The sequence below is a fragment of the Falsibacillus pallidus genome (assembly GCF_003350505.1).
GTDB classification, from domain to species: domain Bacteria; phylum Bacillota; class Bacilli; order Bacillales; family DSM-25281; genus Falsibacillus; species Falsibacillus pallidus.
On the sequence record NZ_QQAY01000015.1, the window covers coordinates 40,944 to 56,199 of the forward strand.

At 45.5% G+C, this 15,256-nt stretch carries 14 protein-coding genes; 5 read left to right on the plus strand and 9 right to left on the minus strand.

From position 1 onward, the window contains the following. Positions 1 to 197 precede the first annotated feature (197 nt). Entirely contained in the window at positions 198 to 347 is a 150-nt protein-coding gene (locus tag DFR59_RS20150; RefSeq protein ID WP_158538431.1) for a hypothetical protein, read from the minus strand. A 91-nt stretch (positions 348 to 438) separates the two neighbouring features. Between DFR59_RS20150 and DFR59_RS16485 the strand changes: the two genes are divergently transcribed. The 5 genes from DFR59_RS16485 to DFR59_RS16505 all read left to right on the plus strand — a co-directional run bounded on the left by DFR59_RS16485 (position 439) and on the right by DFR59_RS16505 (position 4,221). After that, positions 439 to 975, plus strand: coding sequence for a hypothetical protein (locus DFR59_RS16485; protein ID WP_114746764.1), 537 nt, complete (start codon positions 439 to 441; stop codon positions 973 to 975). A gap of 412 nt (positions 976 to 1,387) precedes the next feature. Next, the gene (gene cidR, locus DFR59_RS16490) at positions 1,388 to 2,293 is read left to right on the plus strand and encodes a cidABC operon transcriptional activator CidR (protein ID WP_114746806.1); all 906 of its coding nucleotides are present in this window, start codon (positions 1,388 to 1,390) and stop codon (positions 2,291 to 2,293) included. 226 nt (positions 2,294 to 2,519) lie between these two features. After that, entirely contained in the window at positions 2,520 to 3,038 is a 519-nt protein-coding gene (locus DFR59_RS16495) for an acyl-CoA thioesterase (protein WP_114746807.1), read from the plus strand. A gap of 15 nt (positions 3,039 to 3,053) precedes the next feature. Then, positions 3,054 to 3,425: a hypothetical protein gene (locus tag DFR59_RS16500; RefSeq protein ID WP_114746765.1), complete on the plus strand. Its 372-nt coding sequence runs from the start codon at positions 3,054 to 3,056 to the stop codon at positions 3,423 to 3,425. A 460-nt stretch (positions 3,426 to 3,885) separates the two neighbouring features. Continuing rightward, positions 3,886 to 4,221, plus strand: a complete 336-nt coding sequence (locus tag DFR59_RS16505; RefSeq protein WP_147278279.1) for a hypothetical protein — start codon at positions 3,886 to 3,888, stop codon at positions 4,219 to 4,221. 416 nt (positions 4,222 to 4,637) lie between these two features. Here the strand turns inward: DFR59_RS16505 and DFR59_RS16510 are convergent, their stop codons facing one another. The 8 genes from DFR59_RS16510 to DFR59_RS16550 all read right to left on the minus strand — a co-directional run bounded on the left by DFR59_RS16510 (position 4,638) and on the right by DFR59_RS16550 (position 15,163). After that, positions 4,638 to 6,062 (minus strand): C40 family peptidase, encoded by a 1,425-nt coding sequence (locus DFR59_RS16510; protein ID WP_245948511.1) that lies wholly within the window; start codon positions 6,060 to 6,062, stop codon positions 4,638 to 4,640. A 240-nt stretch (positions 6,063 to 6,302) separates the two neighbouring features. Continuing rightward, complete coding sequence (locus DFR59_RS16515; RefSeq protein ID WP_114746767.1) at positions 6,303 to 6,770, minus strand: VOC family protein; 468 nt, start codon at positions 6,768 to 6,770, stop codon at positions 6,303 to 6,305. Positions 6,771 to 7,262: 492 nt separating this feature from the next. After that, positions 7,263 to 8,336 carry a D-xylose ABC transporter substrate-binding protein gene (gene xylF / locus DFR59_RS16525; protein ID WP_114746769.1) on the minus strand — a complete coding sequence of 358 codons (1,074 nt, stop codon included), beginning with the start codon at positions 8,334 to 8,336 and terminating at the stop codon, positions 7,263 to 7,265. Between the two features lie 25 nt (positions 8,337 to 8,361). Beyond that, the gene (locus DFR59_RS16530; protein WP_114746770.1) at positions 8,362 to 9,909 is read right to left on the minus strand and encodes a response regulator; all 1,548 of its coding nucleotides are present in this window, start codon (positions 9,907 to 9,909) and stop codon (positions 8,362 to 8,364) included. Then, complete coding sequence (locus DFR59_RS16535) at positions 9,902 to 11,350, minus strand: sensor histidine kinase (RefSeq protein ID WP_114746771.1); 1,449 nt, start codon at positions 11,348 to 11,350, stop codon at positions 9,902 to 9,904. The genes DFR59_RS16530 and DFR59_RS16535 overlap by 8 nt, the downstream gene beginning before the upstream one ends. Further along, positions 11,347 to 12,324 carry a sugar ABC transporter substrate-binding protein gene (locus DFR59_RS16540; RefSeq protein ID WP_114746772.1) on the minus strand — a complete coding sequence of 326 codons (978 nt, stop codon included), beginning with the start codon at positions 12,322 to 12,324 and terminating at the stop codon, positions 11,347 to 11,349. The genes DFR59_RS16535 and DFR59_RS16540 overlap by 4 nt, the downstream gene beginning before the upstream one ends. 130 nt (positions 12,325 to 12,454) lie before the next feature. After that, positions 12,455 to 13,630, minus strand: coding sequence for a sugar ABC transporter permease (locus DFR59_RS16545; RefSeq protein ID WP_114746773.1), 1,176 nt, complete (start codon positions 13,628 to 13,630; stop codon positions 12,455 to 12,457). 12 nt (positions 13,631 to 13,642) lie between these two features. Further along, positions 13,643 to 15,163: a sugar ABC transporter ATP-binding protein gene (locus DFR59_RS16550; protein WP_114746774.1), complete on the minus strand. Its 1,521-nt coding sequence runs from the start codon at positions 15,161 to 15,163 to the stop codon at positions 13,643 to 13,645. Positions 15,164 to 15,256: the final 93 nt, after the last annotated feature.

Below are 15,256 nucleotides of genomic sequence, written 5' to 3' on the forward strand. Positions count from 1 at the left end.
GACGTGGTATGACGCTCCCGGATTCCGGCTGGCGCATAAACAGGTGATTCCCGCGCATAAAATCCATTTCCAGTTCATAGCAGGAGCGTTTTGGCGCATAAGCCAGGTAAAGTCACGCATAGACAGCCTGTTTTCGTGCATAGCCGGGGGTGAGAGGGCAAAAAGCGGTAACTTTTTAATAATTATGCGGCATTTGCTTATCTACTTTCCTTTTTGCCTACGTTAAAACCGATGATGATTCCAATTACCATTGAAAAGAGTGACTGTGTTCCAAAATCCTTCAGAATGAACCCAAGTACGAACCACGCTGTTGTCGCACCTAGTATCGTTAACAAAAGTGCTTTCATTTTTCCGCCTCCTATTTGTTTAAGTTTAACAGAAAAGTGATTTACTATAGGAAATTTTTACCTTAAACTAATTAAGAGAAGGAGTGAACTTATGATTAAAAAAGGGACAGTGCCTATTACCTTTATCATTATTGGTCTAATTGGATGGTTTCTTTATGAAAAGATGACAGCCCTTGATGGGCCTCCTATCGACACTTTTCTTACAGAGATTTCCTATAAAGATATCCAGGACAAAATCAACTCAAATGAGAGTGAGATCTTGCAGATTCAAGATGGTAAAGTGAAAGTACGTGAATATGAAAATGCTAATCATCAAAATTTCATATCCTATTCTTTTTGGATTGTTAATAAAACAAATCAAACCATATCTTTTAGGGATCGCTATTTTCTAGGAGAAGAGATGCAGCCATTTCTTGAAGGAGATAGTGCATTTGGCGCGTCTTCTAAAGATCGTTTCATTACATTGAAGCCCCATGAAAAAACGGGAATTACCGCCCCCATTGACATCAAAAAATACAACCAACTAGGTTCTGAGGAGCGACGCGTTTTCGATCAATTTAAAAACTTCCTGTACGTTGAATTTGCCTATAAGCATCATAAGCCGGAGTATTTAAAGGTGGAACTTTAGGTACATGGGGACAGGTTTTTCGTCCCCCCATACTTTCGGGTAAACTCAAGGATGGAGGGGCATTTCGGCTTGGCACCACTTCCACTTTGACTCTCTAGCTTTTCCAAAGAGTCATTCTGCCTCAATTCTATCTCTAATTTAATCCTCCGCCTGACTCGAATAGTTGAATTTCTCCACTAATCTGTCTCACCCTCTCTACAAAATTGACCCTCAATTTCTACTTTCTTGCCTTTTTTCGCTCATAGCCCATATGCATCGTATGCCAAGGAGGCTGAAATGCCCTTTCTCACTGAGACAATCGTAAAGTTTTTGGGACGCGGAACCTGTCCCCGCGTCCCACAGAATGCTATGATGGGTTAATGATCCTCTTCCTTTAGGGGCAAACAATTTGAATGCAAGCAGGTGCACTTATTTGGATATCAAACATCTACAATATTTTATCGAAGTTGCCAATTTCAATAGTTTTTCACGTGCAGCGGAAAATTTATTTATCACACAGCCGACCATCAGCAAAATGATTAAAAACCTGGAGACGGAGCTTGGGATCGAACTTTTTGAACGATCACGAAAGCAATTGACTTTGACGGATGCGGGAAAGATCATCTTGGAGCAGGCAAAATTGATCGATACTGCTTTTAAAAATCTGGAAACGGAACTGGACAATCTGACAGGGCTAAAAAAGGGGCACATTCGGATAGGTCTTCCACCGATATTCAACGCTCATTTTTTCTTGAAAATCATCGGCCAGTATCACGAAATGTATCCTGGTATTACATTTCAATTAGTGGAGGACGGTTCCAAAAAAATTGAAGAAGATGTCAACAACAATAACTTGGATGCCGGAGTGATCGTTCTCCCGACGAAGAACGACCTCTTTGACCATTTCGCGTTCATGGAGGAAGACTTGAAGCTCATCATCCATCCCTCCCACCCGTTGGCGGATCGGGAGGTAATCAACTTGGCTGAGTTGGAAAAAGAGTCGTTTATTTTATTCAATAAAGACTTTGCCTTGAATGACCGAATCGTGCATTCCTGCAACAGCGTGGGGTTTAATCCACACATCATATCCGAAAGTTCTCAAAGATCCTTTATCGAAGAAATGGTAGAGAGCAAGCTCGGCGTCTCTCTTTTGCCTGAAAGCGTCTGCCATAATCTCAATAAAAATGTCAAATCGGTTAAAATCGTCAACCCGTCAATCAGTTGGAATTTAGCAATCATTTGGGGCAAAAATCAGTACATGTCTTATGCCGCAAAAGAATGGCTGCAATTTACAAAAGAACAGCTGCTAATCGGGAATCAAGAAGAAGAAAATAATTAATTTTACAGAAAACGGTCCTGATTAAGGGCCGTTTTTTAATAGGAGTATATACGTCTTGCATACATGTAAGCATTTACATAGACGATGGCTATACAGAAGATGAAATATAACCATTTTACGAAATCATTCATCAGTCGTACACTTGTTGCAGGCAAAAAAAACCTTTTAACCCATTGGCTATAATCAAAATTCAGCCATGAAAGGATGCAATGATATGAACGATCTAATGAACGCAAAAAAAGCTAAAGAAAGTCGTATTGTGAATACTGCTCAAGTATTATCATGCGATTTAAATAATTATAATACATTGTTTGGCGGCGTCCTGATGAAAAAGCTCGATGATGCGGCAACATTATCAGCCCGCAGGCATTCAAGAGTGAAGGAGTGCGTGACGGCATCCACCGATTCCATCGACTTCCTCCACCCTATCCAACAATCGGATTCCGTCTGTGTGGAATCATTCGTCACTTATACTGGAAAAACATCTATGGAGATTTTCTGTAAAGTTATCGCTGAAGATATGCTGACTGGCATTCGCAGAATCGCAGCTACTGCTTTCCTGACGTTTGTAGCATTGGATGAAAACAAGCGGCCAGTGGAAGTACCAAACATCATTCCGGAAACTTCTGAAGAAAAATTCCTTTATGAAACAGGGAAAGAACGAGCAGAAATGCGAAAATTGCGTAGACAAAAAAGTAAAGAATTAGCGGAGTACATTTCAATCGAAAAACCTTGGGACAACTAAAAGGAGGACAAAAGAATGATTACCTTATCTAATATCACTGAACTAACAGAAACGAACGAAGCCATTAAAAAGGTCAAAAGAGACTACCCTTCCTTGTTCGAAAAACTGGCAGAAGTCGTGAATTTGACACGTGCTTTCCAATTTCAATTTCAGTACATGGGCAGCCTCATCATGAACGAAGACCCAGGCCAATCCGCTCCAAATTTCGTATATGGCTCAGTTCTGCGTCTATACAAAAAAGAAGTGCAAAAACTGAAAGATCATGAAGATGCACAAGCATTGCAGCAAATCTTTTCTGAATGCAAACACACAGGCTATGCCAAAATCAGCCTTTTAATCCTCGGGAAAAAACCTGAAACATTGGTTGGCGCTTCAAGTATTAAATAAAAGAAACATAGCTATTTCAATAAAAGTAAATAACACCAAAAAGATCTGAGCAATTATTACGCTCAGATCTTTTTTTGGGACATGGGGACAGGTTCATTGTCCCACTGAGCACTCGTATGATTTTCTCAAGTCCGGCAATAGTACTTTTTCTAGTTTTTATTTACAAACCAGAAGAATTAGTATATTATTTTCTTAATTGAGAACATAAAATATTATAATTAAGAACATTAATTTGAAAAGGGGGATATACATATATTGCATAAGCGTATTAGGATACTTTTCTTAATCCTTGGTCTTAGCAGTTTTTTTATTATTTCCACTTCAGCCTATGCCTCATCCAGTAATCATACGAGTTCATCAAATAGTTTTTTTCAAAGCTTCTCGCTCTCTACGATTTTTTCTTATTTCAATAGCGGTTCGAAAACGTCTGACAGTTACAATGGTGGATACGGCGATAGCCATGGTGGCAAAGGTGGATATGGCGATCATTATGATGATGGGAATTATAATAATAACAATAATCATGATGATGATTGGTGGAATTGCTGGTGGGATTGGTGGTGCGGCGGTAGCAGCGGCGGCGGTGGTCATGACGATGGCGGACACGGTGGCCACGGTGATGACGACGACTGGGGAAATGATGATGGATGCACTACTTCCTCTGACATTTGGAAAAAATGGTACGGACATTAAAAGAAAAAGCCAGCCTCTTCTATACACTGAGAGTCTGGTTTTTTTCATTTCAATTATGGGACGCGGGGACAGGTTCATTGTCCCAACTGCAGCCCTTGTATGACGCTCCAGGAATCTGGCTGGCGCATAAGATAGTGATTCCCGCGCATAGGATCCATTTCCGGTTCATAGCAGGAGGGGTTTGGCGCATAAGCCAAGAAAATTCGCGCATAGACAGCATGTTTTCGCGCATAGCCGGGGCTGAGCGAGTCATTTCGTGCAAGAATCACTGTCTAAATGACCTTCCAATTTATCTGGAGGGTTATTTTTCTTTATTTCGAATACTATTTGACTCTTCTGCCTCCTCAAATACACAATTTTCTTCACAAATCAGCCTCCACCGCCCATCCCCCGTATAAAACTCACTTGAAAATAGTTAATTCACCTTCACAGCTCACGTTTTAGCCCTATTGAATGTGTGCTTGATACTTCAACAGCAAAAAGGGACCTGCCACATTGACAGGTCCCTTAGATACTCTATTATTCTACGACTCTTCTTACTACTCCACTGAATGTTGCTTTCCAATATGGATTGTTCATGGAGTCGATAGATACGCCATCTGAACTGTTGTCGTCGAGGAATTGACCGTTTCCTAGATAGATGCCGACATGTCCATTCGTTTTGTATGTGTCGAAGAAGACCAGGTCTCCTCTTTTCATATTTGATGCACTGACCGGTTTTCCTAGTCCCACGAGTGTATTGGTGGAAGTGGAAGTAATTCCGCCTAGATCTACTCCGGCTTCAGAATATGCCCAGCGAACGAATGATGAGCAGTCAAATGAGCGGTTGGCAATATCCGTGCTGTTTCGGCCGCCGCCCCAGTTGTAAGGGGAACGTCCAACAATTGATGAACCTGCACTGATTGCAGACTCGATGGCACCTGCGCCTTTCTTGATGGTGTTGCTGGCTGGAATCGGAGCCGTATAATGGGTAATGCTTTCACCAGCTGATTGAGAGCTTGAACTTGTTGAATGGGAGCTCGCACTTGATGAATGAGAGCTCGCGTTTGATGAATGTGAGCTTACGCTTGATGCATGGGCTGATTTTGCTGCTTTAGCCGCTCTTTCTGCTCTTGCTTTTTCTTCAGCTGCTTTAGCTGCCCTTGCTGCTTCTGCTCGTTTTCTTGCTAATTCCGCTTGTCTTTGTTCTTCTGCTAGGATGGCTTTTTCCTGGCTGGAAAGATTAGCGGACTGATTCTGCAAATCAGTTAAATCCAAATTTGTTTGGATCTGCTCTTCTTTGATTTTTTTCATGATTGCTTCTTTTTCAGCTATTTGGTATTTCAATTGAATTTTCATATCTTCAATTTTTTTCTTATCGTCCTGCAATTGATTCATTTTATCCTGAACGCTTTGTTCAGACTCTTCCAATTGGGCTTTGTCCTTCTTTTGTTCCTCAAGCAAATTGTGGTCTGCTTTGACAACTGTTGATACAGCCACCGCGCGATCGATGAAATCACCGAAGCTTTCGGCTCCCATCAGAACATCCAAGTAGCCAGCTGAGCTGCCATTTACTTGCATGGCGCGCGCTCTATTCTTCAAAATCTCGTCGCGCTGTGCGATTCGTTTTTTTGTATCGGAGATTTTCTGTTTTAAATCATCCATCTCTTTTTGAGTATCTGCGATATCCTTAGTCGTTTCGGCCATTTTATCATTTGTATCTTTTACTTTAGCTGTGATGGAGTCCATGGCTTCCAGCAAGCTTGCTGCGTCAGCCTGAAGTTCAGAAAGCTCCGCATTTTTATCATTCATTTCCGATTGAACCTGTGCTTGCTGATTATGTATTTCTTGTTTTTTACTATGTAAATCCTCTGCAAATGCCTGGTTATTATATGTAAATAGTAAACTGCTGATTCCAATGACTGATAACGTGTTGAAAGCAAGTTTCTTCATTTGTTTATTCATCATTTTCCCCTTATAGTCTATTTATTTCGCTCTATGTAAAAACGATTTCATTTTGTAATAATTGTAACTTCTTGTCCAACCCGATTATAACATCCACCATTCGACAGTAAACGTTAAAAAACATTACAGTTATGTTTCAGTAATATGACAGACAAATTCAAAAAGTGATTAATTGCAAACAAAAAAAGAGACATTTGACGAAATGCTCCCTTGTGATTGGTTTATTAGATTAGTATGAACTCAAATTTCTCTCTTTTGCATATTGAGCCACTCCGATAATGAAACGGCCACTTTTTCATAATCCGGTCTCCGTTCAAGCGGCAGCTGGCAGATGAATTCAAGTCTGTTGCCATCCAGATCGTTGAAAAAAACGGATGCCGAAGCAAGCCAAGGATAGACAACCGGTTCATCAAGCGGAAGCCCCTCCCAGCCGCAGACGACTTCAATTCCCTTCTTATCGAGAAATGGGATCATTTCATGTAGATCTTCATAGGAAACCCGGAAAGCAAAGTGGCGGATATCAATCTCTTTGCGCTCCACAATCGAAATCATAGATTCTTCTTTTTCACCGAAAAGATAAAAGGCTCTTCTCCTTCCTTCTTCATACCTTCCTAACTTCAGCTCCAGCTTTTCTTCATAAAATTTCACTGATTCCTCTAAATTTGTGACTTCCAAGTGCGTCTCATATAACCCTTGAATGATTCCCATCTTCTAGTCTCCTTATTTCGTATTCTACTCATTAGTTTAGGAGAAATTTGAGCAAGATCATATAGCATATTGTTGTATCTTTATTGAGACTTTGGATGGAGATGAGTGATGGCTGCGGGCATGGGAGTGTTATTTTAGCGATGCAATTTAGTGGCTAGGCCCGCCTCGCCCCGCTCGCGCATAGGGAACTGTTTCCAGCGCATAGCAGTAAGATTTTGGCGCATAAACCGCGAAAAGTCTTTCATAGACCCGCACTTTTCGCGCATAGCCGGGATTAAGAAGATCATTTCATGCTTGAACCACTTAAAAAGCCCTTCCAAACTAACGGAAGGGCCATGCCGAACATAATTAACCTCCATTTTGAGTATCAATCTCCGGCTAAGAGCTTTCTCCTACCTCCAAAAGAGGGATATCGAGCGGGCCTCACTTCCAAAGCTGACAGTTCTGATTAATCTAGAGTGGGACAAGGAACCTGTCCCTCCGTCCCACCTGTCACTTCTTGTAGACGTCTTCTCTCGAATGGTAGCCGTCGGCTATTACGGTGCTGTCGATGTTGGATTTGTCGACGGCTATTGGGGAGAGCAGTACGGATGGGACTTCGATTTTGCCGTTGTTTACTTTTTTGTCTGTGTCGATTTTTTCTCCTTTGGCCATTCTTACGGCTAATGATGCGGCCTCAATGGTAAGGGATTTGATCGGTTTGTAGACGGTCATGGTCTGGGTGCCCTGGACGATGCGCTGGACGGCTGCGAGTTCGGCGTCCTGCCCGGCGACGGGAATTTTTCCTGCGAGTCCCTGTTCTTTGAGTGCTTGGACCACGCCGCCAGCAGTTGCATCGTTGGCCGAGATGACGGCGTCGATCCTGTTGTGGGTGGCTTTGAGTGCTTCCCTCATGTTGATGAGTGCGTTGGCTGGGGTCCAGTCCTTCGACCATTGGTCATATACGATCTGGATGTCGCCTTTGTCGATCAGTGGCTGAAGGACGTTGAAGACGCCTTTTTTGAACAGGTGGGCGTTGTTGTCCGTGATAGCGCCGCCGATGTAGACGTACCGGCCTTTTGGCACGCGTTTCGTAATTTCTTTTGCCTGCAGCTCGCCGACTTCTTCGTTGTCAAACGAGATGTACAAATCGAGGTCTGCGTTTTTCACGAGACGGTCATAGGCGATGACTTTGATGCCTGCCTGGTGTGCTTTATTGACGATGGCGGCGGTTGCCTCAGCATTGTGGGGCACGACTACGAGGAGGTCGATGCCATGGCTGATCAAGGTTTCAGCCTGGGAAATCTGCAGGGCATCGTCGCCGTTTGCGGCCATGACTTCACATTCCGCACCCATTCCTTCCACTGCTTTCTTGAAGAGATCGCGGTCCTTCAGCCATCGCTCTTCCAGGAGGGTATCCATTGAGAAGCCGATTTTGATTTTTTCGCCAGGATGCTTGATCTCTTTCCCGTTTGCTGCCACTGGTTTTGGGGCTGGAGCAACTGCCTTTTCGCCGTCACCCTTGCAGCCAGCCAAGCTCAGGAGCAGAGCCAATAATACCGCGACAATTTTCAAACGCTTCACCATGTTCTTCCCCTCATTCCCCCGCCCACTAAATGCCTGCCTTTTGGCCAGTGAGCGTTTTACGATAATCCTTCGGCGAAACGCCGCAGACCTTTTTGAATACCTTGCTGAAATAATTCGGTTCGTGGTAGCCGACTTCAAATGTGATTTCTTTGATGCTTTTCTCAGGATCCTGCATGAGTTTCTTTGCCTTTGTGATGCGGCATTCTGTCAGGAAATCAATGTAGTTGATGCCAAGCCGCTCCTTGAAAAGCTTGCTGATATAAATGGGACTGAGACCTACTTTTCGACCTAGTGCATCGAGAGAAATATCTTCATGGGAGTGCTCCATGATGAACTGCCGCAACTGATGGATCGAATCGGCTTCGAGCCTTTCATGATGCTCTTCGTATGACTGCCTCATCTGCTCGAGTAGGATGCTTGTTTCGGACTGCAGCTGGCGCGGATCCTGGGCCTGGAAGGAAAACATCGGCGTTTCAATTTCCATGCCCATTTCGCTCATGACCCTGCCGGCGATCCAAAGGAGTTCGAGCACCTTTTGCTGAATTTGCAGCATGCTGGCCCCTTCATGTACGAAGCGCTGGATCAAGTCAAAAAGATTCTCCCTGACTTTTTCCCATTCTCCGAGTCGGACTTGGTCAAGGAACTGCTGCTCGCGTTTTTTTGCCATCTGTTCGTCTTCTGCGGTTCCGAGCGGCGGAAGTTCGGAGTAGAAGCGGTATTTGACTGGCAGCGATGCATCCATGGAAGCGATCAGTGCTTCCTGGTAGGACTGGCGGATGGCTTCCAGTGAACTGCACGGATTGCCGATGCCTACAAACCAGCCTGCTGCCTGGTCTTTTTTGGCGAGCTTAATGATTTCCCCTGCGAGGAAAATGGCCTGGGAACGGAAGGACTTTTCTGAATCGCGGAATACGATGATCGGAAGCTGGCGACCATACAGTGCACCAACCCAGCCGCTTTTGGTTGTTCTGATTTTTTCTTTTATGGCGGAATAATGTTGTTCAGAACCTGCCGGAAGCAGCACCATCATCACAAATTTTTCGCTTGCCGGATGGATGTGGAGCATTTCCACCAGCATATCCAAATGGACCTCGTGGACATGGTCGAACAAGAGCTGTGTGACGACATCTGTTTCAACGAGTGTCAATGCTTTCTGGAGCGCATCCTGCTGTTTGCGGCTCTTCGCAATGGATTCCTGCTCTTCTTCGATTTCCTTCAACACTTTACCGACGGTCTCGCCAATTTCTTTAATGGTGCTTGGCTTCAATAGATAGTCTTTGACGCCGAGCTTCAAGGCCTGGCGTGCAAATTCGAATGTATCGTATGCGGTGATCATGATAAATTTGATCGCCGGGTGAGCGGCGCTGATGAGTTCAATCGCTTCGAGGCCGTTCATCCCTGGCATTTTGATATCCATCATGATCAAATCAGGTTGAAATTCGTCTGCTTTCTGCACAGCAATCTTTCCGTTTTTTGCTTCGTCTATGTTGAGCTCCGGAAAGGCTCGCTTCAGGATGACACGCAGCCCCTCCCTTTCTGTCTGTTCATCATCCACGATCAGGAGTTTAACCATGTCGTACACCCACCTTGTTTTTTGGAATGTTTAATAAGACCTTGGTGCCGATTCCGATGGTGCTTTCGATGTTTATGACATCCCTCGATTCATAGAACAGGCGCAGCCGTTTGACGACGTTGCTGAATCCGATCCCCGTTGAATGGCCTTCTTGCTGAACAGGTTGCTCGTTCAGGATCTGCTGGACTTTTTCCGCTTCCATCCCTAATCCATCGTCTTCGATTTCGATGACGACCGACTCCTCTTCATCCATAATGCGAAGCCAGATGGCACCGCCGTCTTCCTTCGGCTCTATGGCGTGAATCACGGCGTTTTCGATAATCGGCTGAAGCGTAAGGCCAGGGATTTTGCTATCGAGGCAGCCCTCATCGATGTCCATATAGAAAGCCAGCCGCTCTGTGAATCTCGCTTTTTGTATATCCATGTATTGCTGGATTACCACGATTTCATCAGCCAGCGTGACCGGTTTGTCCAATCTCCGCAAGTTATAACGGAGGAGGCCCGCCACACTGACTAACAGGTCGCTCGTTTCTTCATTTCCTTCTAAATACGCTTTTTTGGAAAGCATATTCAGCGTATTGAATAGGAAATGCGGGTTGATCTGGCTTTGGAGGCTCCGAAGCTGGCTTTCCTGCAGAAGGAGTTTGCTTTCCTGGAGCTCCCGTTCGAGCTGCGCCTTCTCTTGGATTTCTGAAATGAGTCCGTTGATGTTGATGCGCATCCGGTCGAACGTTTTAGCGAGGAAGGCAATCTCGTCATTGGATTTCACTTCTATTTGGCGGTCAAACCGTCCTTTTGACAGTTCGTTGGCAGCCTGGGTCAGCTGGTGCACCGGCTTTGTGATGCTGAGCGAGAATCCGTAGGTGATGATAAGGAGCAGGAAAGTAATCAAAAGCATGAGCCAGATGCCGAGTTTTTTGATTTCAGCTGATTTTTCGATGATGCTTCGATAGAACCGGTCATACGTCTTCAATTCGGTGTCGATCAACGTGAGCGTCATGTCGGAAATATATTTGGAGATGCGCGTCGCTTCGGAAAATTCGCTGGCAGAGGCTTCTGTTTCGTTATCCTCCTGGAACAAAACGGATCGGTCCGTTGTTTCGATCAGGCTGTCGATTAAGTTCATATAATTGCTTAGGGCAAAATCGTTCTCTTCGTTCCGCAGGCCGGCTGCTTCTATTTTCGCCTGCCGAAGTTTGTCTTCCGTTTCTTTCAGGCGCTTCTTGTTGTCTTCTGAAGGCTCATTCAAATAACTGTTAAGATTGACGATCATCTCCTGGCTCGCCGTCTTCGCCTCGTTCAGATGCAGATAGCGCTGAAGGATTTCGTTGTATTGGGTCTGTGTTTTCTGATTGTAGTATGTAAGGGCGAACCAGATGGCGGCCATGATGAAAAGCACGACCATCGCGAGCATCCATATTTTCTTCTGTATCGTATTCATTGGACGTCCTTCGCTTTCACGATGCGGATATCGGTATGGTAGCCTTTCATATCGAGCGGCACCTTTTCACCGCGCAGCCACTGCATCATTTCGCTCACGCTTTTTTTGCCCATCATGTCAGGCGACTGCTCGATCATTCCATCAAGCTTTCCCTGTTTCAAAAGCGACAGGGAATCGGCTCCGTCATCAAATGTATAGATGAAGTAAGGCTCCACCTGATAGCGGCGGCCGATTTCCTGCACCATTGCCCCCGTGATATTCGCATTGACCGCGATGAACGCATTCACATCGGGATTCTTGTTCAATAGGTCCTGTGTTGACGCGATGATTTCTTCTTTTGATTCGTTCGTTTCGGCAAATATGGTATGGACTTTCGGATAGTTTTTCAGCACGTCCTGCATCCCTTTCAAGCGCTGCTGCTGAAAATATTCCTCGCGGGTGTTGCCAAAAAGGACCACCGTTCCGGAAAGCCCCATATCCGCCAGAAGCTGACGGGCAATCATCGTTCCCGCACGATACTGGTCAGATCCGACATACGTCCTTCTCAAACTTTCTTCCATAGGGACGTCGTTCGCGACCGTGATGATGGGAATTCCATAGAATGCGGCTTTCACTTTTGCCAGGGTTTTGAATTTTTCGGTATCAAGTCCTTGAACGATGATTCCGTCCACCTTTGATTGAATGGCAATCTCCACTTTTTTCAGGAAATCTTCCTGATCGTGGCCATAGCTCCCCCAGACCTCAAGGCTTGCCCCTTCCTTTTTCGCCTGTTCGATGGCGCCTTGGCCGACCTTGTCCCAAAATGGAGTCTCAAGCTCCTGGGTAATCAGGACGAGGCGGTACTTCGCTTCTTTCTGCCCGGAGTCCCCGGGGAGCTGCCAATCCGAGTGGAATACTTTTTCGGCTGAAACGGCCGTTAAATAAAATATGAAAACGCATACAAAACAAAGCAGTATGATGCCGGTCTTTCTCACGTGCCGCAGCCCCTTTTTCCCATGTCTCATTTCTTCCTATCATACCATTTGGAAGATTTAGAGAGTAGCAGTTCTTTTAGCAGGCGTAAAAATAGAAAAGGAGGGGCATCATCGGCCCCTCAGCTGTCTGCTATCCTCTTTTTTTCCGCGTCATGACATCAAAGATGACCGCTCCGGCCAATACAGCACCGCGAATCATATATTGATAGGAAATCCCTACGCCAAGCAGGTTCATCCCGCTTGATAGGGATGCCATGACGATGGCCCCGATGATGGCGCCCGTTACTTTTCCGACACCGCCTGCAGCAGAAACCCCGCCGACATAGGCAGCCGCGATGGCATCAAGCTCGAACAGCGTCCCGGCAGTAGTTGTTGCCGATTGAAGGCGAGCTGTGAACAGAATGCCTGATAGTGCAGAAAGCATTCCCATTGAACCAAACACAATGTACGTGATTTTTTTGACATTGATCCCGCTTAAATGGGCAGCTTCCGGATTGCTTCCCACCGCATAGATATGGCGGCCGAGCACCGTTTTTGTTGAAAGGAAATAATAGATGACAACGACAAGGACCATGATGACGACTGTCCAGGAGAATCCGTTGTAGCCTGCTAGAATCCATGTAATATAAGCAATGATTGCTGAAACAAATACAAGCTTGATGGCGAAGATGCCTTTAGATGGGACATCAAATTTATACTTCAGTTTGTTGCTGCGGTTGGAAAACTCACTGTAGATGTACAACAGAATCCCGACAGCACCGACAATCAAGGAAAGCAGATGCAGTCCATTGACTTCCATGAGAGATGGAATGAATCCATTTCCAAGCGCGTTGAAATGGTCGTCTTTGATGATGATTGTCCCTGTTTTTTCAGTAACCTGCAAAAGAGCTCCCCTGAAGATCAGCATTCCGGCAAGTGTGGCCACGAATGATGGAATCCCGATGGACGCAATGAGCACCCCGTTCAGAAGTCCGACAAAGATTCCGAGCACAAGGATGATCGGAATGGTCAAGTAGACCGGCACCCCTGCCTGCGTCAATAGAATCGCAGCAATCGCCCCGAGGAAACCGGCTGCAAATCCGACGGACAAATCGATATGGCGGATGACGATGACGAGGGTCATTCCGACCGCCAGCACCGCGATGTAGCCTGTTGAATCTAATAGATTGCTAATGTTCCTGGATGACATGAACAGTCCGTCCGTCATCACCGTGAAGACCAGGATGATGGCAAGCAGCGCGATATACATCCCGTATTCGCGGATATTGTCTTTGATCATCGTCTTCGCTTCATTTAATAATCCCATTGTGTTTACCTCCTATTGCGTCGCAAGCTCCATGATTTTTTCCTGATCGGCGTCGTCTATGGAAAGCTCGCCTTTGATTTTTCCTTCGGCCATAACGTAGACGCGGTCGCTCATCCCAAGCACTTCACCGAGCTCAGAGGAAATCATGATGATACTCAAGCCTTCTGCGATTAATTTATTCATGATGGTGTAGATTTCAAATTTTGCCCCGACATCGATCCCGCGCGTCGGTTCGTCTAATATTAGGAGCTTCGGCCCGACGAAAAGCCACTTTCCAAGCGACACCTTCTGCTGATTTCCACCGCTCAGCTTTCCGACCGTCTGTTCAAGCGAGTGCGCTTTGATGTAGAGGGAATTCTTGTATTCTGTCGCGACTTTTACTTCTTCGTTTTCGTTCAGGATGCCTTTTTCGGCGATTCCCTTCAGGTTGGCCGCGGTCACGTTGTTCTTGATATCCTGGATCAGGAAAAGCCCATCGCCTTTGCGGTCTTCCGTGACATAGGCGATCCCTGCTTTGATGGCATCGCTCGTATGTTTGAAATTTCGCTTCGTCCCATCGACAAAAAGTTCGCCCTGAAGCTTATAGTTTTTCGGATTCCCGAAGATGCTCAATGCCAGTTCGGTTCTGCCAGAGCCCATGAGGCCTGCGATCCCAACAATTTCGCCCTTTTTGACATGGAGGTCTGCATTTTTGACGACCGTCCGTGCGAGCTGCGTGTCATGGGCTGACCAATTGCGCAATTCGAGAATGGTTTCGCCGATCTTTTTTTCCGGACGCTTCGGATAGATATCCTCTATTTCGCGCCCGACCATGTTCTTGATGATGGTGCTTTCAATGATTTCACCTTTGGCGGCATCCAGCGTGCAGATTGTCCTTCCATCCCGCAGAACAGTCGCTTTGTCTGCAATGGAAATAACCTCTTTGAGCTTGTGGGAAATCATGATGCACGTGATTCCCTGGTTGCGCAGTTCTTTCAAAAGCTCAAGCAGGTTTTCACTGTCATCCTCGTTGAGTGCTGCCGTCGGTTCGTCAAGGATCAGCAGTTTGACTTCCTTGCTGAGGGTTTTTGCAATCTCCACGAGCTGCTGCTTCCCGACGCCAAGGTCTTTGACTAGCGTCTCGGGATTCACATTGAGCTTCACTTTTTTCAGCATTTCCTTCGCCTGCACAATCGTTTGATTCCAGTCAACGAAGCCCTTGCGTTTGATTTCGTTGCCGGCAAAAATATTTTCATAAACCGTGAGATCCGGAAAAAGCGCAAGCTCCTGGTAGATGATCGCGATGCCAGCTTTTACACTGTCGTTGATTTTGTTGAACTTTTGGACTTGTCCTTCAAAAACAATATCGCCTTCATACGTACCGAACGGGTAGACCCCGCTGAGGACTTTCATCAAGGTCGATTTCCCTGCCCCGTTTTCCCCAATCAGGCAATGGATTTCGCCTTTTCTTACTTTGAAATTTACATTGCTGAGCGCTTTGACACCTGTAAACTCTTTGGAAATATCGTTCATTTCCAAAATGAATTCGCTCATGATAGACCTCCTCCTACGCTCTTTTCAATGATGGAAAAGCGCGCCGTTGCTTCGTTCATCATGCCTCAACTGCGAAATAGTGATAGAGGTCAT